The organism is Rufibacter sp. XAAS-G3-1 (assembly GCF_013623775.1).
Taxonomy (GTDB): Bacteria; Bacteroidota; Bacteroidia; order Cytophagales; family Hymenobacteraceae; genus Nibribacter.
In genome coordinates, this window is sequence record NZ_JABFAM010000027.1 from 1 (window position 1) to 20,500 (window position 20,500).

Here is a 20,500-nt window from a genome sequence, read left to right on the forward strand (position 1 = left end):
AAAAGTAAAAGAAAAACTTTGGCTAACAACAGCTAAACGCCAGCCTCGGCCGACGGCCTCCGCCGCCGTTTAGCCCAGCCGTTACCCACAATTGAAAAATAAAGTTCGGCTGTCAAAGCAGAAAAAATCGGCAAGCGGAGCAGAGGAAAATAAACGCACGTAAGAGCAGCAGAAGTATTTGGTTACCTTAGCAGAAGAGAAATTGCGGCTCAAACCGGCCGACGGCCACCGTTTTTGAGCTGTTTTCCCGAAATCAGGCCAAAAGCAGTCAACCCGACTTTGACCGGCAAAAGTTGCAGAAGTAGCAGAAGTTAAAATAATCGCGGTTTCAACCGGCCGACGGCCAGCGTTTTCGGGCCGTTTTCCGGAAACCGGGCCGAAAACAGGAATAGGGGCAAAGCGGAAGTAGAAGCAGAAGAAAAAAAGAACAACAGTGGGTAACAATAGCTATACGGCAGCTGGGTTTCATTCCGGGCCGACGTTCCATAGCTGTCTGCAAGCGGTCTGCCGTCCGACGTGAATCTCCGATTCAGTCTCCCAGCCGACCGCATAGCCGGAACCGTTGTATACAATTCTAAAAATGAAAAACATCTCTGTATTAGTTTTTTTGATGTATTTGTTATCTGGTTGCGACGAAAAAGTAACTGGGCATTTTTATTTTGGAAATGGAAGTCAACTTTTGGAAGATAATAGTAATAAGATAAAAGACGTAAAGCTTACAATTCTATTAAATGAAGATACGATATTTAATAGATTAACAAAGCCAGTTTTAAGGAGCCCTGATACAATGTATCATAAAAAAGTTAAACTATTAAAAGGGTTATATAAAGTCACTGTTTTAGCAGAGGAGGTGAACTTAAAACTAATCGATACTATTGAATTCAATTCCGATAAATGGTTTCATATTTCTTATATTGCTAATAAAGAAGATACAGTTAAAAATAGAGCAACAAATAAAAATAATTCTAATATAAGTCATAAGAAATTTACATATGGAAATAAAGATGTGGTTATAGTTAAGGATAAAAACAAGTCATTGTTTATGTCATTACAGCATAAGCGGCCAAGCTACCTTTAAAAAAAAACTGTATACAACATTGTATAAAAATCATGCTACGGCCGACGGCCTAGCACGGTTTTTATACTAACCGTTAGGTCTAATTTTAAACATGAAGAACCGTTCTTGCTTTGCAGAAAAAAGAATCATCAAAAGTAGCAGAAACGGAAAAACGGAATCAGCTAAAGTAGAAAATTAGCTTAGCAGAAGTTGCGGGAACGCTCACCGACAACCAGCGAAAGTGAAAAAGAGGAATTGACGCTGCGTTTGAGCAAAAAGAATTTATTTTCAATGCGCGCAGTCCGACTACAAAATGCGTTTTCGGCCTGTTTTTAGGAAAATAGGGCAAAAGTAGAAACTACAAATTGCGCCCGGAAAGCTGAATAGCGGCTCTTTTTCTGAAATCAGGCAAAAAGCAGAAGGAAGAAAAGCAGACTTCGCAGAGAAAAAACTAGACCTAACAACGGCTAAACGTCATCTCCAGCCGACGGCCTTCGGCGTCGTTTACACCAGTCCGTTGTGGCAAATTTGAAATATAGGTTCTTGGCGAGGCAAGCTGAAAAAAATCAGCAAGAGTAGCAGAACCGACAAAAAATCCTGCATACGAAGCAGAAGTAACTGGCAGAAGAATTAAATTACCTTAGCAAGAGTCGGTGAACGCCGTCCGACTTTGACCAGAAGAAGAGGAATTGACGCAGCGCTTGAGCAGGAACGGACGCAAAATGCGTGCAAACCGACCGACTCCAGGAATGCGTTTTCGGCCCGATTTTCAGAAAACGGCTCAAAAACGGAAAAGAGAAATCTGACCAAGCTTCGACAGGTTGTTTTGGGGCTATTTCCCGTAAAACAGGTCAAAAACAGAAATAAAAAATCGGCTGGCTTTGCAGAAAACAAATTTGCCACAACAACAGCTAAACGTCAGCCTTCGGCCGACGGCCTTCGGCGTCGTTTACACCAGTCCGTTGGGAGAAATTAAAATTACAAAATCGGGACAGAGCGAAAATTACATTAGGAAGAATAAGACTCTAATCTTTTCAATGCTTTATATAACCTTAGCAACTTTAGGCATTATGCAGTTTTCATTTGGATTGTTACCTATTGGGGTTTTTGGTGCATTTCTGTTGGTTTTCGCGGCAATAATTTCAGGTATAGTTTCAGGTGCTATTGGAGAGAAAACCAAAACAAGCAAATGGTTTTACTTTATTAGCTTCTTAACCTTTGTTTCAATAGTCTGCTTTTTCATAATTGCAAACTTCCAGAACATCATTACAGATAATCGAGCTAATAAAATTATAACAGCATTAGAACAGTATAGAGAGGATAAAGGTCAATATCCTCAGAATTTGGAAACTTTAACCAATGAACAAATAAAAAGCATTCCACCGACGGCTTACGGCGTGCTTCGACAGAATTCCCACTATAATTTTATCTCATCAGATAAGTTTAAATTATACTTTTACTCATATATTGGTGTTGAGCATACTTATGATTCAACGACAAAGGAATGGAGGGCAGACGATTAAAAATAACTTCTCCCAACATTGTATAAACGCCAGCCTCGGCCGACGGCCTTCTGCCGCCGTTTAGCCTAACCGTTGGCGGACAAGCCTAGAAAACCCGACAAAACAAGATATATAATCCGTAAATTTGAAGCGGAACATTAAAATTATGAGTAAGAAAAAACGAGTTGGTGAAGCTATAAAAGGTGTAGTTACAATAATGATGGACAGAGTGATGAACAATGTACTCATTAACGACCCGTTTATTAAAGAAAAACACCATTCTGCTAAACCTCTTTACGCAGCATTAGTTCCAGACGAAATATTTAAAGGTGCACATTTTGAAAGAAGATTTGTAACACCTTTTGGTGGCGTATGGGAAAAACTTTCTCAAGTGGCTGCTTTAGAGGCACACGGACATTGCTCGATGGGACATAAAATTGACGGAGTGATTGGAAGCGAAAGTTTAAGAAGGATTCAAGAGGTGTTAAACAGTTTAGAAACCAAAACAAAAGGAAAGGAAAAAGCAAAACCTGATTGGTCTAAAGAACTTGAATACATACAAGAAGGTGGAGGAGAACCAATTCCAGTAAGTGTAACTTGCGACATTTTCATTCACAATAAAGAAACAAACACAAAATACGCTTTTGAATTAAAAGCACCATTACCGAATAGCGACCAAACTAAGGTAAGCAAGGAGAAAATGTTCAAACTATTGGCAATGAATCCAAAGCAAGTGGATTTTGCCTATTACGCCCTTGCTTACAATCCATACGGCAAAAAATCTGACTACAAATGGACTTTCCCAATGAGATGGTTCAATATGCACGAAGATGAATCAGTGCTTATTGGGAATGAGTTTTGGGATTTAATTGGAGGTCTAGGCACTTACAAAACATTTGTTTCAGAAGTAAATAAACTTGGTAAAGAATATCGTGAAAGGATTTACAGAGAGTTTTTGGAAATTGAACCACCTGAAGACATTAATGACGAACTCTTAAAATAGGAAAATATGAAGAATGTAAAATATTCCTTCATTGACCTTTTTGCAGGGATTGGAGGTTTCAGAAAGGCAATGGCAGATAATGGCGGCGAATGCTTATACTTTAGCGAAATCAATTCAGATGCAATAAACACTTATTGCGTAAACTCAAATGAACCCGTAGAGAAAAATTTAGGAGACATTACAAAAATTAAATCACTGCCTTCGCATAACTTACTGACCGCAGGAGTACCTTGTCAAAGTTGGTCAATTGCAGGTAAAAATTTAGGATTTGATGATGACCGTGGACAACTTTGGAATGACACTATTTTCTTACTGAATCAATCGAGACCAGACGCTTTTATTTTTGAAAATGTAAAAGGTTTGGTTGACCCTAGAAATAAAAAAGCATTGACCCACATTCTTGAAAGAATAAAAGAAGCAGGATACTTTGCAAATTATTATGTTCTTAATTCTTTTGACTATGGTGTTCCTCAAAATAGAATTCGTATTTATATTATTGGGTTTAAAGACCCAATAATTGCAGAATCATTTAGACTTCCAAAACCAATTGAGGACAAAGTAAAGTTGGCTGATATTCTAAATGGTTTTACTGAAAAAATAGAAGAAGATTACATTCAACTTCCGAGAGATTTATTTGGAAACATAATTACTCAAAAGGGTATGAGTTTATCAACAAGTAACGGATTGAATGATTATTTCCTGTTTAACGATTTAAGAAACGGACATTCAACTATACACTCTTGGGATATTAAGGAAACCACCGAAAGACAAAAGGAGATTTGTTATTTATTACTCAAAAACAGACGCAAAAGTGCTTATGGCTGTTTGGATGGCAATCCTTTGTCTTTGAAACATTTTCAAGGGTTAGACAGCTCAATTTCTGAAGACGAACTTGAAGAACTGGTTGATTTAGAGATTTTGAAAAAAGTAGATTATGCTTTTAAAATCAATCCTGACAAACTAGAAAATCTTGAAGAGGAAGAACAGATACTTTTAGAAAGGTGCAAAGGAAATATTTTAATAATTGACGAACTTAAAACAAGTCGTGAATTAAAGTTGAAGAAAATCTCAATAACTAAGACCATTGCAATACTATTAGAAAAGGGGGTTTTGGAATTGTTTGAATCAAGATATGACTTCAAAAACACAAAAATTAGCACAGGACTTTATGGAGTAAACAGAATTTTTCTTCCTAGTTCAAACATCTTCCCTACTCTAGTGGCAAGTGACACAAATGATTTTGTTACAACCCAAATAATCAAAGCAAAAAACGAAAGTGAACACAAAAAAGAATTTATAAACAAAGTTTACAAAAAAGAGAATTACAGAAGAATTACCAAAGAAGAAGCCTGCTTAATTCAAGGCTTTCCAAAAGACTATATTCTTCCCGCCAGCAGAGCAAGGTGGATGAAACTTATTGGAAATAGTGTTTCTGTTCCAGTTATAGACATACTTGTAAAAGCAATAATTGAGACAGGTATATTTGACAAGGCAGAGACAGAAAAACCAACAGAACTAACGACCAAAAGAAAGGCCAGCACCCAACATTGTGTATAAGCAATAGCGGGTTCAGCGCTGTTTGAAACATCAAACTATAAATCAAAGTTCGGTGTAATCAGACAGTTTAGAAGGTTAAAATCCGCTACTGCTCATACACTGAACCGTTATGTGTTATTAAATTAACTTAAACGAATAATCGTGAAAATACTATTTACAAACCTATTGCTGCTACTATCTTTTTATTCATTTTCACAAAGTTCAAGTAAAAGTTTTCAAAAAACAGTAAATAAAATAAAGACGAAATCTAAAATTGATATAAATGATAAATCTGCACTCAATTTACTAGATGATTTCTACAATGAGGCTTTGCAAGCTGACAAGGGAGAACTTGAGGGTAAGACTATTAACAAGCTTCAAACTTTTATGAATCTGAAAGTTCCAAAAACAAATATCTTATAAATCTATTCCTTATTTATCAAGAACATATTAGCGAAACCGCTGCTAAAGGGTTGATGCACAATTCCAAGTCATTGCTGTCAATGCTCTTGAACAGGAATTTAAGAATACATACGGGGTTATTCCTGCGATAATTTATATTTATAAAGCAGAAGCGCTAAACAATAATCAAAGAAGTGAAGAAGCAAAAGATACAGTACGGAAGGGATTGGAAGTTTATCCTACCTCAATTCCATTAAAAGTATACAAGTATCTGGAAACGAAAGATGAGAATCTTAAAAGAGATTTGATTCTAAATCATTCAAATCATTGGCTTGTTTTACAAAACACAGTAAAATAACAACACCTAAACGTCAGCATCGGCCGACGGCCTCGCACGCCTTATGCACTAACCGGTAACTCCATACAAAAGAACAACCTGCATAATATTGCCGTACCCCTTTTACAACCTGAGACTATGAGATTATTTCTTCAATGGACAATTATTATTCCCACGCTGGCTTGGGTTCTGTTTTTTTCTGGGCTTATTCATGACAGCGGCTTCTTCCAGATAGCAGCAAGTGTACTGCTTATTTTGAGTGTCATGTCGGCCGTGCACCACTCTGAGATAATTGCCCACAGAGTGGGAGAGCCTTATGGAACAATCATCCTGGCAATTGCGATAACGGTTATTGAAGTGTCCATCATTATATCCCTTATGATGTCAAGCGGGCAGGAATCTGTCTCATTGGCGAGAGATACGGTCTATTCTGCCACCATGCTCATTCTCAATGGAATTGTAGGGCTCTGCCTTTTCATTGGCGGCCTGAAACACCATGAACAGAAGTTTTCTAAACATTCTGTCACCATCGCCCTGGTTTCCTTGATCTCCATTGTGGTTTTTACCCTGGTGTTTCCTACGTTTACAGAAAGCATAGCAGGATCTTATTACTCTACCCCCCAGCTTATTTTCGCGTCTATTGCCTGCCTCGTTATTTATTCTTGCTTTCTATTCGCCCAGACAAGCAGACACCGGAATTATTTCCTCATCACAGACAAAGACGAGGATGAGGAACCCGTTATCGTTAGCAACAAGGTGTTAATCACAAGCCTTGTGTTTCTAGTAATGAGTTTAGGAGTTGTGGTACTGTTGGCCAAAACCCTTTCTCCCACCATTGAAGGCATCATTACCAGTTATAGCCTCCCCAAAACACTAGTAGGGGTTATCATTGCCGCTATCATTTTATTACCCGAAGGAATTGCGGCCATCATTGCAGCCAGGAAAAACGAACTTCAGACAAGTTTGAATCTGTCACTGGGGTCTGCATTGGCAAGTATAGGGTTGACTATTCCAAGCGTGGCGGTAGTTTGTATTATCTATGACATGAAAATTATACTGGGGCTAGATATTAAATCTATTATTCTGTTAGGCCTATCGGTATTTACGGTCATGCTGTCATTAAGCAGCGGCCGGACAAACATTGTCTACGGAGTAGTCCTTTTAGTTAATTTGTTTGCCTTTATCTTCCTGATTATCTATCCTTAAGGCGAAAGAGGGCATTGCTGCGTAGTGACAAAACGGGTTCATAATAACTGATCTACCAAGGAGCCCCTCTGATGCGTTTTGGGGCTGTTTTGCGGAAAACGGGCTCAAAACGAGGAAACCTGTGAGATCTCCAAGACCTCACAGGTTTAAAGACCAACTGGCGCGAGACTCCAGTCTCATACCTAGGCACGATGGCGGAAAACCAAGTTACTGTGTAAGTGTATCCTTCTTACAGGAGAACGAAATTAAGTAACTCTAACATCAAGCGAAATGGAAACAACTACCCTCTCATTTATTGGCAATCTCGGCGCGGGTGAACTAATTATTTTGAGCATCCTCTTTATTCCAGCAGTTTTCTGGATTTGGGCCCTTATTGATTTGCTGACTAGTAAATTCTCCAACAGTATTGAAAAGCTGATTTGGCTCATTGCAATTATCTTTATTCCGGTGCTTGGGGCTATTCTTTATTTAATGATTGGCAGAAGACAAAAACGAAGGGATTCTCCTTTGTAACACACAAGGTGGATATTAAGTACGGAGACAGCATTGTGTTATATTATTTATTTGTCCTCCTGAAAGGATCTTGTGGCGAACTAGAATAGCTTTGATGGAGCGCTATTGCCGTTCGCCACCAAGATCCTTCCAGGAGGAAGACAAAAGAGTAGGACAAACTAATTTTGTCCGCATACTTAATAGGCCTAAAACAGAAACAGGTATCCTCTCTGTTTTAGGCCTATTAATAGGAAAACAGCCTAAAAACAGCTTCGCCCACTGATACTCTTGTACCAATGGGCGAAGCTGTTTTACTTAAAGAGAGGGTATTATGCCTTTATCTTAGAGTAAGGGAATTTCTTGGACGCTTTGCGCATGATGGTGGTAATGATGGTGTTGGTATCGCTGCCCAGGCCTCTGGAAAGGCTTTTCTCGTATTTCCAGAGCAGTTCGCCAGAGGCACCGTCATAGATGTTGATAGCGGTTTTGCCGGAATTGGTAGCACCATAGAAGCCCACGGCCAGGCCCAGCGCCAGGGAAGCCCCGTCAGACATCGGTTTGTCGGTGGTGAAGGTTCCGGTGATAACGCCATCAACCCCTAATACTTTCGCCAGCTCAGCCGGGGTGAAGCTTTTGATGTTTTCGGCGGTGATGTTGTTTTTCAGCAACATGGCATTGGTAGTGGCCGCATCCTGGAAAGAAACGGTGTAGTCGTCTTTGCTGCTTACTTTCAGGAAGTACGTTTGCAGGGCGCTTTGTACGGCCAGGCCTTCGTTCTGCTCCATCTCCTTGATGCGTTCGGGCGTCATGGTTTTCATCTGGTTCGGCCGAAGTCCGACACGGGCCTCAAAAGGCAGAATGGCGATGGTCTTGTGGCTTTTGGCCAGGTTCTCAAAAGCCGGGTTGGTGTAGATTTCTTTGGTTTGGGCAGAAGCGCCCAGGCTCAGAAACAGAGCCAGCAAAACGAGCAATGCAGAAGTAGCTTTCATAAAGGTTTAAGGTTGAAATGATAAGAAGGGTGAAACAAAAAGAATACGGAATAAAATTTTTAGGGCATATTATCTGGGTTTTACCTCTTGTTTTTGGCGTAAGGAAGTTGCCTGGCCGCTTTGCGGGTAATAGCTCTTACTATATGGTGGGTGTCGCTGCCAAGGCCACGGGAGAGCACGTTGTCATAACTCCACAGCAGATCTCCAGAAGCCCCGTCATAGATTTTCAGGAAGGTATTGCCCGTGTTGGTGGGGCCCGCGCCGCTTACGTAGGGCATGTACAGAAACGTGTACACCGTCATTGCCACCGCCACCGCCGTTGAAACCGGCTTGTTTGTGGTGAGCGAACCTACCAGCACGGCGTCTACCCCCAACATCTGGGCCAGTTGGGTGGGGGGGTAGCTCTGGATTTCCTCGGGCTGAATGTCATGCTCCTTCAAGATAGAATTGGTGACGTTCACATCCTGCACGGCCACTTTCTCGGCGTTTTTGTTTATCTTTTTCAGAAAGTGGACTTGAAACGCGCTCTGCACGGCCCGCCCGTGCCGCAACTCCAGGCCATATAGCTGTTCGGGCGTTAACCGGCGCATTTGAACTGGCCGAAGCCCCACCTGCACATCAAAAGGCAAAATAGCGATGGTTTGGTGGTGCCTGGCCGCCGCCTGAAAAGCCGGACTGGTGTAGATGTTTCTGGAAGGATTACAACTACCCAGCCCCGTGACCACCATTACTACCACTGCCAGAAGTGCACGTCTCCTCTTCATTGTATCTGCTGATGCTTACTTTTACAACCCCTTTCCCTCTTTACCGGCTTACCAAAGATAACTTTTGCCTTAGGAACAGGTTAAGGAATTGAACCCATTCTGCCCGCATGAAACTTTATCTCCAGATACCTGTGGCCCAAGAGTACCGGGCTGTTCTAGAAGGTTTTACAGTAGACCTGTTCAGGGCCCTTTCACCCCCATTCCCCCGGTTAAAAATTTTACGTTTTGATGGAAGCTTCCCCGGCGACAGGGTAGAAGTGGAGTTACAGGCCGGCCCCCTCAAACGCCGGTGGACTAGCCTCATCACCCAACGGGAAGTAACAGCGCACGAAGCCTGGTTTGTAGACGAAGGCCAGGAACTACCTTCTCTCCTCAAATACTGGCGACACAAGCACCTCATTACCCGGGCAGGCACGCACAGCATCATCCATGAGCAGATTGAGTACCGTACCGGCTCCCGCGTGTTAGATGCGTTGCTGTACCCCATCCTGTATGCGCAATTTTCGGCTAGAGGGCCGGTCTACCGGAAGTTCTTCGGGAAAGTGGCGTAGCGATTTAGGGCTGTTTTCGGGAAAACCGGGGTAAAACAGAGTTCACGCAGATGACCACTTCCAAACTTTTCCCCGTGGAACAGGTTATCTCCAGAAAAAAGCGGGAAACTGCGTAGATTGGCAACATGGCAAAAGCAGTAGTGATTGGCTCAGGTATTGGAGGCATTGCCGCCGCGATTAGGCTGGCCGTGAAAGGATATGCCGTGACAGTACTGGAAGCGAACGCCTCCTTCGGCGGAAAGATGACGCAGTTCACCTTGCCGGGCGGCTACCGCTTTGATGCCGGGCCGTCGCTGTTCACCCTGCCGCAGTTGGTAGATGACCTTTTCACGTTGGCCGGCAGAAACCCCCAAGACTATTTCCGCTACCAGCGCCTGCCCATTGTGACCCAGTATTTCTGGCCCGATGGTACACGCCTCACCGCCCATGCCTCGGCCGATGATTTTGCCCGGGAAGTAGAAACCAAACTAGGCATTCCGCAGGATCAACTGCACCGCCATTTGCGAAAAGTAGCCCGCCTGTACCACGCTACCGCAAACACGTTCCTGCACAAATCGCTGCACAAGCTGGACACCTACCTTAGCCCCGATGTGCTGAAGACCCTTCCGGCCTTGCCGGGGTTGGGCTTAACCACCACCATGCACGCCGCCAACGCCCGCGCCTTCTCAGACCCGCGTCTGGTGCAGTTGCTGGATAGGTACGCCACCTACAACGGCTCTGATCCCTACCAGGCACCCGGCACCCTCAACCTGATTCCGCACCTGGAGTTCAACATTGGCGCGTTTTACCCTAAGGGCGGCATTTACGCCATTGCTCAAAGTCTGGTAAAGCTAGGGGAGGAGCTGGGCGTGGAGTTCCGCTTCCAGGAGCCGGTACAGGAAATCCTGACCCAAGGCAATCAAGCCACCGGTGTACGCACCGGGCTGGGAACGTACCCGGCAGACGTGGTAGTCAGCAACATGGACGTGGTGCCCACCTACCGGAAACTGCTCCCCAACCAGCCCGCCCCCGAGAGAACCTTGCAGCAGCCGCGCAGCAGTTCGGCCTTGATTTACTACTGGGGCATCTCGCGCACCTTCCCCGAACTGGACTTGCACAACATCTTCTTCAGCCAGAACTACCAACGGGAATTTGAGCACATCTTCCAGAAAGGCACCGTGGCCGAAGACCCCACCGTATATGTAAACATCACCTCCAAGTACACGCCAGAAGATGCCCCCACTGGGCACGAAAACTGGTTTGTGATGGTGAACGTGCCGCACAATGCCGGTCAGAACTGGGAAGAACTCATCCAAAAGACGCGGCAAAGCGTGCTTAGCAAAGTAAGTCAATCTCTGGACGTAGACATAACTTCGCTCATCACCACCGAGAAAGTCTGGGATCCGCGCGGCATTGAAGCCGACACGTCTTCCTTTGCGGGAGCCTTGTACGGCAGTTCTTCCAACAACCGAATGGCGGCTTTCCTGCGGCATCCCAACTTCACCAGCAAGCTCAAAGGTCTGTACTTTGTAGGCGGCAGCGTTCACCCTGGCGGCGGGATTCCGCTTTGCCTGCTTTCCGCCAAAATCGCCTCTGATTTAGCACCCGTGGTTACTTCTAACATGCAGGCCTAAATTCTGTTTGGTGTGGCTTCCGTTTTGGGGCTAAATTTCTGAAAACAGGGTGAAATGGAATAGGGCTCACGTGGAAGAACACGATGGCGCGGAAGTTACTTCCGCGCCCTAGATGCCCATGGTTTCTTCTAACGCACATCAGGTAAGTACGGAGACAGCATTACGTTATACTCTTTGTCCTCCTGGAAGGATCTTGTGGGCGAACTAGAATAGCCTGTAGCAAACGCTACTACCGTCCGCCACCAAGATCTTTCCAAGAGGACAAAGAGTATAAAGTAATTTTGTCTCTGTACTTAACACACATCAGATATAATCCCCTTACCTTAGTTAAGCAGATTCGGGGATTAGGAAATCCCCGACGGAGTGCTTTCGGATTAATAAATCCGAAAGAGCGGGTTGACAAATCCGAAAGAGCCAGTGACAAAAGAGTGGGTGACAAAGGCATGGCTGTCTGTGAAGATGACAAAAGAATGGATGGCTATGAAGATGGCAGAGAACAGGAATGCAGCACTATTCTTTACCTTTACTTAGTTGCTCATCATTGCCCACCAGAAAAACTTGAGAATGCCTCACGCTTCTTCCATCCGTAACGCTGTGCCGGTAGTGCTCCCTTTTGCGGGGTTGATGGTAGGGCTGACGTGGTATGTGCGGGACAATGGCTTCTTTTGGGATAATATTCTGCTGGCCTCTAAATACGGGCAGTGGTACTACCAGACCCGCTTCTCTACTTTGTTCGTGCCCCAACAATTGGCTGGTTATCCGCCGTTGTTTGGGATGTATCTGGCGGCCGGGTGGTATCTGTTTGGGAAAACGGTGCCGGTAAGCCATTTCCTGATGCTGCCTTTTCTGCTGGGTATTGTCTGGCAGGTGTACTTGCTGGTCAGGCGTTACGTACCCATTACCTGGGTGTTTGGGGGCATGCTCCTCATCTTTCTGGATCCTACGTTGCTGGCCCAAAGCGCGCAGGTGGCCCCAGACGTAGTGCTGCTGTTTCTCTATCTGACCTGCCTGAACGCCATTCTGCAACATAGAGGTTGGCTTTTAGCTACGGCGTTGGTCTTTATGGCCCTTCACACCCCCCGAAGCCAGATTTTAATAGTTGCCGTTTTGCTCACGCATTTGCTTTTACTCTGGTCGCAAAGCGAAAAACTGACTCTTTCAGGAGTATTGAAACAGTTCTCCCCGTACGCACCCGCCGGGCTGCTTCTTGTCCTTTGGCTGGGACTACATTACCAGCACTTCGGGTGGATTGGGTACGCGCCGTCTTCAGACTGGGGTGCATATTCTGCGGTTGTCACCGTGCAGGGGTTTGTCCGTAATTTGTTCTTGATTGGGTGGCGCTTGGTAGACTTTGGCCGGATAGCGCTTTGGGGAACGGCGGGTATTCTGTGGTGGCGTTTTAGAGGTCATTTTCCCAAAAAGACCAAAGAACTGCTGCTGCTTTTACTGGTTCCTTTGGTGACGTTAAGTTGTGTGTTGGTCTGGTTCGCCAATCCCATCGGGCACCGGTACTGGCTGGTGGTGTACGTGTTGTTAGGGCTGTTAACTACGCATCTGTTATCCCTTATTTCATCGCAGAAGCTCAGGCTAACCATCTATTGTACCTTAGTAGCAAGTTTGGCCAGCGGGCACTTCTGGGTGTATCCAGAGAGAGTTGCCACAGGGTGGGATGCTTCCTTGGCGCACTTGCCTTATTTTACGCTACGGCACCAGATGATGACCTACCTGGATCAGCAACAGATTCCCTGGCAGGCGGTAGGCAGTAATTTCCCAAACCTGGCTTCGCCGGCAGAGACGGAGCTGAACAATGACCATCGGCGGTTTCAAGCCAAGAACCTTTCTACGCAAGCCTACATTCTTTACTCCAACGTGTTCAACGGTTTCACAGACCAGGAATTGGAAGAGCTCCATCAGCGTTGGCTTGTTGTGCATGAGCTACGGAAAGGGCAGGTGTACCTGCGCCTGTACCGTAGAAAAGCAGCTATTCCCCAGGCTCTCCCCTAGGGTACCATCCAGCACCTGTTTTCTGTTTCTAAGCTATTTCAGCAAAAACTAGTTAAAATGCCTTCTAAACCCTTCGCCGGAAAAGTAAGCAAATGGACAGAAGTAATTATATCTTCTTCTCTCTTTGTCCTCCTGAAAGGATCTTGGTGGCGCACTAGAAAAGCTCTTGTTGAAAGTATTTGCCGTTCGTGCCACTAGATCCTTCTAGGATGACAAAGTAGATAGTTTAGTTTGTCCTGCTCCTTAAGGAGAAAGCTTGTCATAAAAAAACTCATCAAACGCACAAAGAACCATAGGCCGTAAATGGTAGAAAACCTGCATTTCACCTGTTGCCGCTCTAGGTTCTTATCTAAAAAGCGTTATATTTGTTTAAAGCTAAATCATAAATTTAATCTTTACAATGACCAAGGATGAGCTCTTGCGCACTGCTCTGCGCTCCTTCTCTGCCAATGGGGTGAAAGACCTGACAGAGCGGCGACTCATGCAGGAGTTTGGTTTATCTGTAGAAGAGTTCCATCTGTCTTTTACAGATAAAGAAGACTTTCTGCGCCAGGCGGTAGAGCTGTACCTGGCAGAGCAAAAAGAAGTGCAGAGCACCTTTCTGCAGGAGGGCAGCCATTCCATCGCAAAGCTGATGCAGGTCATCAAACACCACATTACCCTGCTGCTCCAAATCAACCCAGATTTCTTTATCCAGATCCAGTACCTGTACCCGCGCATCTGGACATTGTACCTGCGGCACGCCCAGATGCACTCGTATTACCTGTTCTACGATTTGCTGAACACCGGCATTCAGCAACAGCTTTTCCGGCCAGACCTTAACATTGAAGTAGTCACCAAAGTGCTGCTGGAGCAGATCAACATCCTGCTGAACCACGCCCTTTTCCCGCCGCACCGCTATAACATGGCCGAGGTTTTCAGGGGCATTTTCCTGTATTACCTGAAGGGTATTTCTACCGAGAAAGGAAACAAAGAATTGGAGAACTTTTTCGCTGATTTCTCTCTTTAGGCCTGCATCACGCCTTTTTATTTTTGGGCCTAAAACGCTGAAACCTGTTTTCTCTTCGTTGAAAACGGTATCTTTGCAGGCTGCAAAAAAACTTGCACGTACACACCTGGTTTTAATCTGAATTCCCATTCATAAATGACTTTCAAGCAAACCGTTTTACAGGAATTGCTCACCCTTATCAGGCAAGAGGGACTGGCTCATTTAGATGAACAGAAAATTATTGACCGCATTGATATTTCCTCGGCCACGTTCAGAGAATTTTTCAAGGACATGGAAGATCTGGTCACCCAGGTGGTACAGTATGATCTGGAAGAACGCAAGCAGGAGCATGAGCGGTTGTTCGCGGGTGAACCCAGTCCGCTAAACCGGTTGCTGCTGATTGTGCGGTTGGGTATTGAGAGCCTGCGCGCGGCTCAGCCCACGGCGTTAAGGGAGCTTCAGCAAAACTACCCCGCTGCCTGGCACCTGTACTGGAGCCATTCCAACGATTACACCACGCACCTACTCAATGACCTCCTCAACCAAGGCGTGCTGCAGAAGGAATTCCGCCGGGATCTGAACATCCAACTGGTTACCAAAATCATGATGGAGCAGCTTTCCCTTATTGTAAACCCAAGCATTTTCCCCCCAGAACGCTTTAACCCCGCTGAAGTCTTCCGGAGTGTTTTCCTGTACTACATTAGAGGGATTTGTGCCAAGGACGGCATGAAAAGGGCCGAGGATTTTTTCGCCAATCTAAAGTAAAACGAGCTTAAAACGAACCTGTTTTGTCTTTCCTCTCTGGCAAAAAACTTTCCCCTGGCGCAACTTAGTTCGGTAAGGGCATTTATCTGCCAAATCATCACTGGAAACCCGTTTTCAGCCTGGTTTCTCAAAAGAAGGCTGAAAACAGGTTTACTGCAACGGAGTTCAAAATACGTACAGACACTTGCGCCACAGGAAGGAAACTAAAAACAAGTTTGGGCCTACCTCTACTTTAAGACTGCTGTTACGCAAACCCGCCGGTAGTCCCCAATGAGTCTGGAGACTCGCTTCCTCCTTTGTCACGAGACGGGAGTCTCGCGCCAGTAGTTTCCAACGGCCTGTCTCCGCGGTGCCGCCTGCCCAAAATACCTCGTAATGTGCGCAGCTTCTAAGAGTATCTGTACCCTGCCGTTTTGAGCCCGTTTTCCGCAAAACAGCCCCCAAACACATCTGCCAGGCTCCCCTCTCTGTGGGAGAGGGGCTGAGGGTGAGGTCTCACTCCTGCGTAACGCCTACCAAACAAGAAAGCCTGCCCATTTATAATGGGCAGGCTTTCTTTTCTTACGAGCGGAATGTCCTCTTCTTAGCTGATGGAGACGCGTACTTTCTGGGTGAACTCGCGCAGGGCGGTCTTGAAATCCACGTTGTGGTCGCCCATGTGGTTCAGGACCCAGATGGCGCCAAACACGTGGGTCAGTTTCTCGCCTTCGTCTGAGCCTTCAATCTCAAAGGCGGGCGTTTCTTCGTTGAGGAGCTGTTCTTCGGCTTCGCGCAGGCGGTCAATGGTCTGCGTTTCTACCAGTTTCTTGATGGCAGGTATTTTCATGGGGATGTTACGCTAGTTTACGAACCATTTCAATCACATAATCTTCTTTGCTGGTAGCGGCGCCTTCCACCAACTCGCCGTTCTTGAAAACCGCGAAGTAGGGCAGATTGGTCACACCGGCCAGTTTACGGGCTTCGGGGCTGGTTTCGGCGTTTACGTCCAAAAACGCCACGTTGGCAAACTCTTCGTTAGCGGCCATGCGCTTGAACTTGGGAGAGAATAGGCGGCAGTTGCCGCACCAGTCCGCAAAGTATTTCACCACTACCCGCTCATTGCTTTTCAGCACATCCTGGAAATCTGTATCTGTCGCTTGTATGATAGCCATGGTATTATATGTAGGTACATTTAAAAAATGAATCAAGCGCAAAATTAACGTTTTTGATCTATTTTCAGAAATAAAGGCCAAAAACAGCCTATTCCTTTTTATTATGTAAAGACTGCGTTAAATTACATTGTCTCCTGAAAGTACCCGTTACCGGTAACTGCTTGTGCTTTCTCTGGGCCTTACTTATTTCTTTTTGCATGCCTTTTCAACGTTTCCCCAAAAGCTTCTTTTTTCTGTTATTGGCGCTGGTTGGCCTCCTGGCTGCCTTCGCTCCGCCCGCCTGGCAACAGAATGATGTGATCACCAGAGTAGTAGCCAAACTAACCACGCTGCACACCAAATACCCCCAGGAGAAAGTGTACCTGCACCTTGACAAGCCGTATTACGCCGCCGGCGAAGACATCTGGTTCAAGGCCTATTTGGTCAATGCGCACAACCACGCGCCCAGCGATCTAAGCAAAGTGCTGTACGTAGAGCTGATCACCCCAGAGAACACGTTCTACAAGACCAGCGTGGTGCGGATGGACAAAGGCAAGGGTAACGGCGATTTCGCGTTGCCAGATGATATTCCGGAGGGCACGTACCGTCTGCGCGCCTTTACCAGCAGGATGCAGAACTTTGACGAAGCCTATTTCTTCCACCAGAACATCACCATCTGGAGTCCCCGCAAAAACGACGTTGTCACCTCCACCGCTTTCACCTTCAAGCCCCAGCCTTCTGGCGACTCTATTTTGGTGAACCTGCGCCTCCTCAATTACCAGGCAAAGCCCATGGGGCAAACCGCTTTCTCCTATTCCACCAATTTTGACAAGAAAGCATCGGCTAAAAAAACCACCACCTCGGCAGAGGGCAAAGCTTTCCTGCGGTTGTACCTGCCGCATCATGAGACCACCAGCCCCAAGATTTTTCTGGCAATAGAGCAGGAAACCGGCAACCTGAACCGGACGGTGGTCATCCCTGCCCCGCAGGAGCAGCTGGATGTGCAGTTCTTCCCCGAAGGCGGCAATCTGGTGGCCGGTCTCTGGAACCAGGTAGGGTTTAAGGCGGTAGATGCCAACGGGCTGGGGAAAGACGTGCAAGGCGCTATTTACAACAGCCAGAGCCAGAAAGTGGTAGATTTCAAAAGCCTGAAGTTTGGGATGGGCCGCGTGGGCTTCATTCCAGCCGCAGACCAACAGTACACCGCCCGCATCACGTCGCCCAAAGGCGTTGCCAAGGAGTACCCGCTGCCCGTTCCGCAGCAAAAAGGCTTTGTTCTCTCCGCAGACAGTAAATTACCTGATAAAATTCGGGTTAAATTCTACACCCTGGGGTTCAACCCAGACAGCGTGGGCAAACCCAAAGCCCTGCATATAGTGGCCCAGGTTAGGGGCGAAGTGTTGTACGCGGCCTCCAGTCCCACCGCCCGGGAGGTTTTTCAGGTAGAGGTTCCCAAAAACAAGTTTCCCTCTGGCCTGGTGCAGTTCACGGTTTTCTCTGACAAAGGAGAGCCTCTGGCCGAACGGCTGGTCTTCGTGAACCACGCCCCGCAGGTACAAATGAGCATCACGCCAGACAAACCTGCCTACAAACCCCGCGAGAAAGTGACGCTGCAGGTACAGGCCAAAGACGAGACCGGCGCACCCGTAGCCGGAAACTTCTCCCTGGCCATCACCGACCAGAAAACCGTCACCCCGTCGCCGCACGCGGCCAATCTGGTGTCTTACCTGCTCCTCAGTTCAGATTTGAAAGGGCATGTGGAAGAACCCTCCTATTACTTCAGTTCGGCTACGCCCGAGGCGGCTTTGGCTCTGGACAACCTCTTGCTCACGCAGGGATGGCGCCGGTTTGTCTGGAAAGACATTCTGCAGGACAAGTTTCCGCAGATGGGTTTTCCCGCCGAACGGGATTTGTACGTGAGCGGCACGGTGACCAAGATAACCGGCCAACCAGATGCCTATTCAGATATCATGCTCATGAACGGTAACAACCCGCTAAGCGCGATCAAACTGCAGACCGATGACCGGGGGAAGTTCCAGTTCAGCCTGGCCAGTTTTCCAGACACGTCTACCATTACGGTACAGGCGGCCAAGGGAGTAGCGACAACCCTGCTGGAGCTGGACAACAACCTGCCGCAGATCCAGGCCTATCCGCAGGTTCCGTATGAGCCTGTTCCGGCCCCGTATTCCAATGAAGTATGGGCGTACCTGCAACGGAACCGGGAGCAGTTGAAACTAGACCAATTCTCTGGCAAAAGCGGCATCATGCTCCAGCAGGTGAATGTACGGGGCAAGAAGCGGGAAGAATTCAAGCCCGCCGCTGGCAGCCTGCATACCACCGCCGACAGAGTCTTGAGAGGGTCTGAACTTCCCCGGGGCATGGACATCCTGCAAGCTTTGCAGGGGCGGGTAGCGGGTCTACAGGTGAACAACGGCCAGGTGACCATGCGGGGTGGGGGAGAACCTTTGTTTCTGTTGGACGGAATGCCGGTAGACGCTTCCTTTATCCAATCATTGACCTCCCAGCAGGTAGAAGCCGTGGAGATCCTGAAGCCGGGGGCCTCTTCGGCGATGTATGGCTCACGCGGCGGAAACGGGGTGGTAGCGGTTACCACCAAGAAAGGGGATGAGACGGACGGGAAGCCCAGCCTGGCGGGGAAAATGCCCGGCATGGCCACCTACCAGGGCCTGTACTTCCAAAAAGCGCGTGAATTCTATCTGCCCCGCTATGACAAGCCAGATACCAGCAACGTAGTCATGCCAGACTTACGCACCACGCTCTACTGGAACCCAAGGATTCAGACAGATGCCACCGGCAAAGCCGAAATCACGTTTTACACCGCTGACCAGAAAACCACTTACCGGGCCATTCTGGAAGGCATGACCACCACGGGAAAACTAGGGCATTTAACCACCACGTTTCAGGTGAAGTAATACCAAGAACCTGTTTAAAGTTTTCATAAACCGGCATTTAAAGCAATTTCCCTGGTGCAAGCGTCCGTTTGTGCTGTCGTTTTCAGGCTGCTTTTACAAAAACAGGCCAAAATCAAGAGGTTTATTTATACTCTGGCGTAAGCATCTGCTGGTACCTCTGTTTTTAGGTTGTTTTTCTGAAAACAGGCAGAAAACTCCAAACAGCTTCAAAATTAGTTTGACTTACTTTTCTTGTTGTCATCCTGAAAGGATCTTGGTGGCGCACGGCAATTGCGCTCCATCAAAGCTATTCTAGTTCGCCACAAGATCCTTTCAGGATGACAAATAGGATAAAGTAATTCTGTCTCTGTACTTAGTATTTACTCTCTTCCATTCATTATCCTGGCGCAAGCGGACGCTTGCGCCAGGATAAATCTAACCAGCCATGTAAGATACTTTATGTGATTTGGTATAAGAGGTTACCGTTTGGCGGCAGAATCTGGCTTGCTGCCAAACAAGCCTCCCCGGCCCCGTCTGGACGGTTTGGTTTTAAGCGTAATCTGCTCAATCACTTTCTGCCTAGGAAAAGAAATAAGCCATAGCCCCCGTACCTGTCCCTCCTCAAACCCATTGGGTTTGCCTTGGGCCGAGAACACCCGCAATTGCTCCAGGGTAGTCGCCGTGTAGTCCAGCAGGCTTGGCTCATCGCAACTGGCGCAGTTCCGCCGCCTGATGGCAATAGGCCGCTGGTATTGAAGAAGGCCTTCCCGCACCTGTAGTTCTACATGGGCGGTTGGTTCTCCTTCAGGTGAGATAAGCTTCTCCTGCGTTAAGAATTGTTTGGCCTCGGCTTCCGTGGTAAAGTTCTGGCGTTTGAGCGTAGCGTTGTACCGTTGCAGAATGCTGCTCACGGTTGGTAACTTGTCTGGCTGGGCTACAAACAGTTCCTGCTCTTTGGGTTGTCCCTCGGCTAGTTGCAGAAAGGCGCCCTCTATCAGTCTGGTAATGGTATCACCGGCAAGCAGCGCCTGTTTCTCCATGTCTTCTTGTGTAATGCGCTTTACCTTGTGGCGTTCGGCCTCTACGGCCATTTCTTTGCCTCGCTCCAGCTTCTCCGGCTCGCAGGAACTAAAGGTGAACAAGCTACAAATCAGGCAGGCACAGTATAGGGTATGTTTTATCATGCGTTCCGTTTCAACCATAGCACTATGTGCTCTTTTGTACAGCAAAGATGGGGCATGGGTTGGTC

General features: G+C 46.7%; 20 protein-coding genes. 14 read left to right on the forward strand and 6 right to left on the reverse strand.

Going from position 1 to position 20,500, the window contains the following annotated elements:
• Positions 1 to 81: 81 nt before the first annotated feature.
• Positions 82 to 444 carry a hypothetical protein gene (locus tag HHO50_RS20360; RefSeq protein WP_181308991.1) on the reverse strand — a complete coding sequence of 121 codons (363 nt, stop codon included), beginning with the start codon at positions 442 to 444 and terminating at the stop codon, positions 82 to 84.
• A 136-nt stretch (positions 445 to 580) separates the two neighbouring features.
• Between HHO50_RS20360 and HHO50_RS20365 the strand changes: the two genes are divergently transcribed.
• The 8 genes from HHO50_RS20365 (at position 581) to HHO50_RS20400 (ending at position 7,556) form a co-directional block, all read left to right on the forward strand.
• Positions 581 to 1,078: a hypothetical protein gene (locus HHO50_RS20365; RefSeq protein WP_181308992.1), complete on the forward strand. Its 498-nt coding sequence runs from the start codon at positions 581 to 583 to the stop codon at positions 1,076 to 1,078.
• Between the two features lie 649 nt (positions 1,079 to 1,727).
• Positions 1,728 to 2,033: a hypothetical protein gene (locus HHO50_RS20370; protein WP_181308993.1), complete on the forward strand. Its 306-nt coding sequence runs from the start codon at positions 1,728 to 1,730 to the stop codon at positions 2,031 to 2,033.
• Between the two features lie 61 nt (positions 2,034 to 2,094).
• Positions 2,095 to 2,580 (forward strand): hypothetical protein, encoded by a 486-nt coding sequence (locus HHO50_RS20375; protein WP_181308994.1) that lies wholly within the window; start codon positions 2,095 to 2,097, stop codon positions 2,578 to 2,580.
• 145 nt (positions 2,581 to 2,725) lie between these two features.
• The gene (locus tag HHO50_RS20380; RefSeq protein ID WP_181308995.1) at positions 2,726 to 3,562 is read left to right on the forward strand and encodes a TdeIII family type II restriction endonuclease; all 837 of its coding nucleotides are present in this window, start codon (positions 2,726 to 2,728) and stop codon (positions 3,560 to 3,562) included.
• A 6-nt stretch (positions 3,563 to 3,568) separates the two neighbouring features.
• Positions 3,569 to 5,119, forward strand: coding sequence for a DNA cytosine methyltransferase (locus tag HHO50_RS20385; RefSeq protein WP_181308996.1), 1,551 nt, complete (start codon positions 3,569 to 3,571; stop codon positions 5,117 to 5,119).
• Between the two features lie 141 nt (positions 5,120 to 5,260).
• Positions 5,261 to 5,521, forward strand: coding sequence for a hypothetical protein (locus HHO50_RS20390; protein WP_181308997.1), 261 nt, complete (start codon positions 5,261 to 5,263; stop codon positions 5,519 to 5,521).
• A gap of 454 nt (positions 5,522 to 5,975) precedes the next feature.
• Entirely contained in the window at positions 5,976 to 7,043 is a 1,068-nt protein-coding gene (locus HHO50_RS20395) for a calcium:proton antiporter (RefSeq protein ID WP_181308998.1), read from the forward strand.
• Positions 7,044 to 7,313: 270 nt separating this feature from the next.
• Positions 7,314 to 7,556, forward strand: coding sequence for a PLD nuclease N-terminal domain-containing protein (locus HHO50_RS20400; protein ID WP_181308999.1), 243 nt, complete (start codon positions 7,314 to 7,316; stop codon positions 7,554 to 7,556).
• 308 nt (positions 7,557 to 7,864) lie between these two features.
• Here HHO50_RS20400 and HHO50_RS20405 read toward each other — a convergent pair whose 3' ends face one another.
• Entirely contained in the window at positions 7,865 to 8,524 is a 660-nt protein-coding gene (locus tag HHO50_RS20405) for a hypothetical protein (RefSeq protein ID WP_181309000.1), read from the reverse strand.
• 80 nt (positions 8,525 to 8,604) lie between these two features.
• Positions 8,605 to 9,288 carry a hypothetical protein gene (locus HHO50_RS20410; protein WP_181309001.1) on the reverse strand — a complete coding sequence of 228 codons (684 nt, stop codon included), beginning with the start codon at positions 9,286 to 9,288 and terminating at the stop codon, positions 8,605 to 8,607.
• A 107-nt stretch (positions 9,289 to 9,395) separates the two neighbouring features.
• On the opposite strand from HHO50_RS20410, the gene HHO50_RS20415 reads away from it, so the two are divergent.
• The 5 genes from HHO50_RS20415 (at position 9,396) to HHO50_RS20435 (ending at position 15,209) form a co-directional block, all read left to right on the forward strand.
• On the forward strand, positions 9,396 to 9,839 hold the full coding sequence (locus tag HHO50_RS20415) for a hypothetical protein (protein WP_181309002.1): 444 nt from the start codon (positions 9,396 to 9,398) through the stop codon (positions 9,837 to 9,839).
• Between the two features lie 125 nt (positions 9,840 to 9,964).
• Positions 9,965 to 11,452 (forward strand): 1-hydroxycarotenoid 3,4-desaturase CrtD, encoded by a 1,488-nt coding sequence (gene crtD / locus HHO50_RS20420; RefSeq protein ID WP_181309003.1) that lies wholly within the window; start codon positions 9,965 to 9,967, stop codon positions 11,450 to 11,452.
• Between the two features lie 564 nt (positions 11,453 to 12,016).
• Positions 12,017 to 13,456: a hypothetical protein gene (locus tag HHO50_RS20425; protein ID WP_181309004.1), complete on the forward strand. Its 1,440-nt coding sequence runs from the start codon at positions 12,017 to 12,019 to the stop codon at positions 13,454 to 13,456.
• 400 nt (positions 13,457 to 13,856) lie between these two features.
• Entirely contained in the window at positions 13,857 to 14,465 is a 609-nt protein-coding gene (locus HHO50_RS20430; protein ID WP_181309005.1) for a TetR/AcrR family transcriptional regulator, read from the forward strand.
• A gap of 135 nt (positions 14,466 to 14,600) precedes the next feature.
• Positions 14,601 to 15,209: a TetR/AcrR family transcriptional regulator gene (locus HHO50_RS20435; protein WP_181309006.1), complete on the forward strand. Its 609-nt coding sequence runs from the start codon at positions 14,601 to 14,603 to the stop codon at positions 15,207 to 15,209.
• 583 nt (positions 15,210 to 15,792) lie between these two features.
• On the opposite strand, the gene HHO50_RS20440 is transcribed toward HHO50_RS20435, so the two are convergent.
• Both HHO50_RS20440 and HHO50_RS20445 read right to left on the reverse strand, forming a co-directional pair.
• Complete coding sequence (locus tag HHO50_RS20440) at positions 15,793 to 16,035, reverse strand: hypothetical protein (protein ID WP_181309007.1); 243 nt, start codon at positions 16,033 to 16,035, stop codon at positions 15,793 to 15,795.
• Positions 16,036 to 16,042: 7 nt separating this feature from the next.
• The gene (locus tag HHO50_RS20445; RefSeq protein WP_181309008.1) at positions 16,043 to 16,360 is read right to left on the reverse strand and encodes a co-chaperone YbbN; all 318 of its coding nucleotides are present in this window, start codon (positions 16,358 to 16,360) and stop codon (positions 16,043 to 16,045) included.
• A gap of 197 nt (positions 16,361 to 16,557) precedes the next feature.
• On the opposite strand from HHO50_RS20445, the gene HHO50_RS20450 reads away from it, so the two are divergent.
• Positions 16,558 to 19,272 (forward strand): MG2 domain-containing protein, encoded by a 2,715-nt coding sequence (locus tag HHO50_RS20450; protein WP_181309009.1) that lies wholly within the window; start codon positions 16,558 to 16,560, stop codon positions 19,270 to 19,272.
• A gap of 458 nt (positions 19,273 to 19,730) precedes the next feature.
• Here HHO50_RS20450 and HHO50_RS20455 read toward each other — a convergent pair whose 3' ends face one another.
• Positions 19,731 to 20,435, reverse strand: coding sequence for a hypothetical protein (locus tag HHO50_RS20455; protein ID WP_181309010.1), 705 nt, complete (start codon positions 20,433 to 20,435; stop codon positions 19,731 to 19,733).
• Between the last annotated feature and the right edge of the window lie 65 nt (positions 20,436 to 20,500).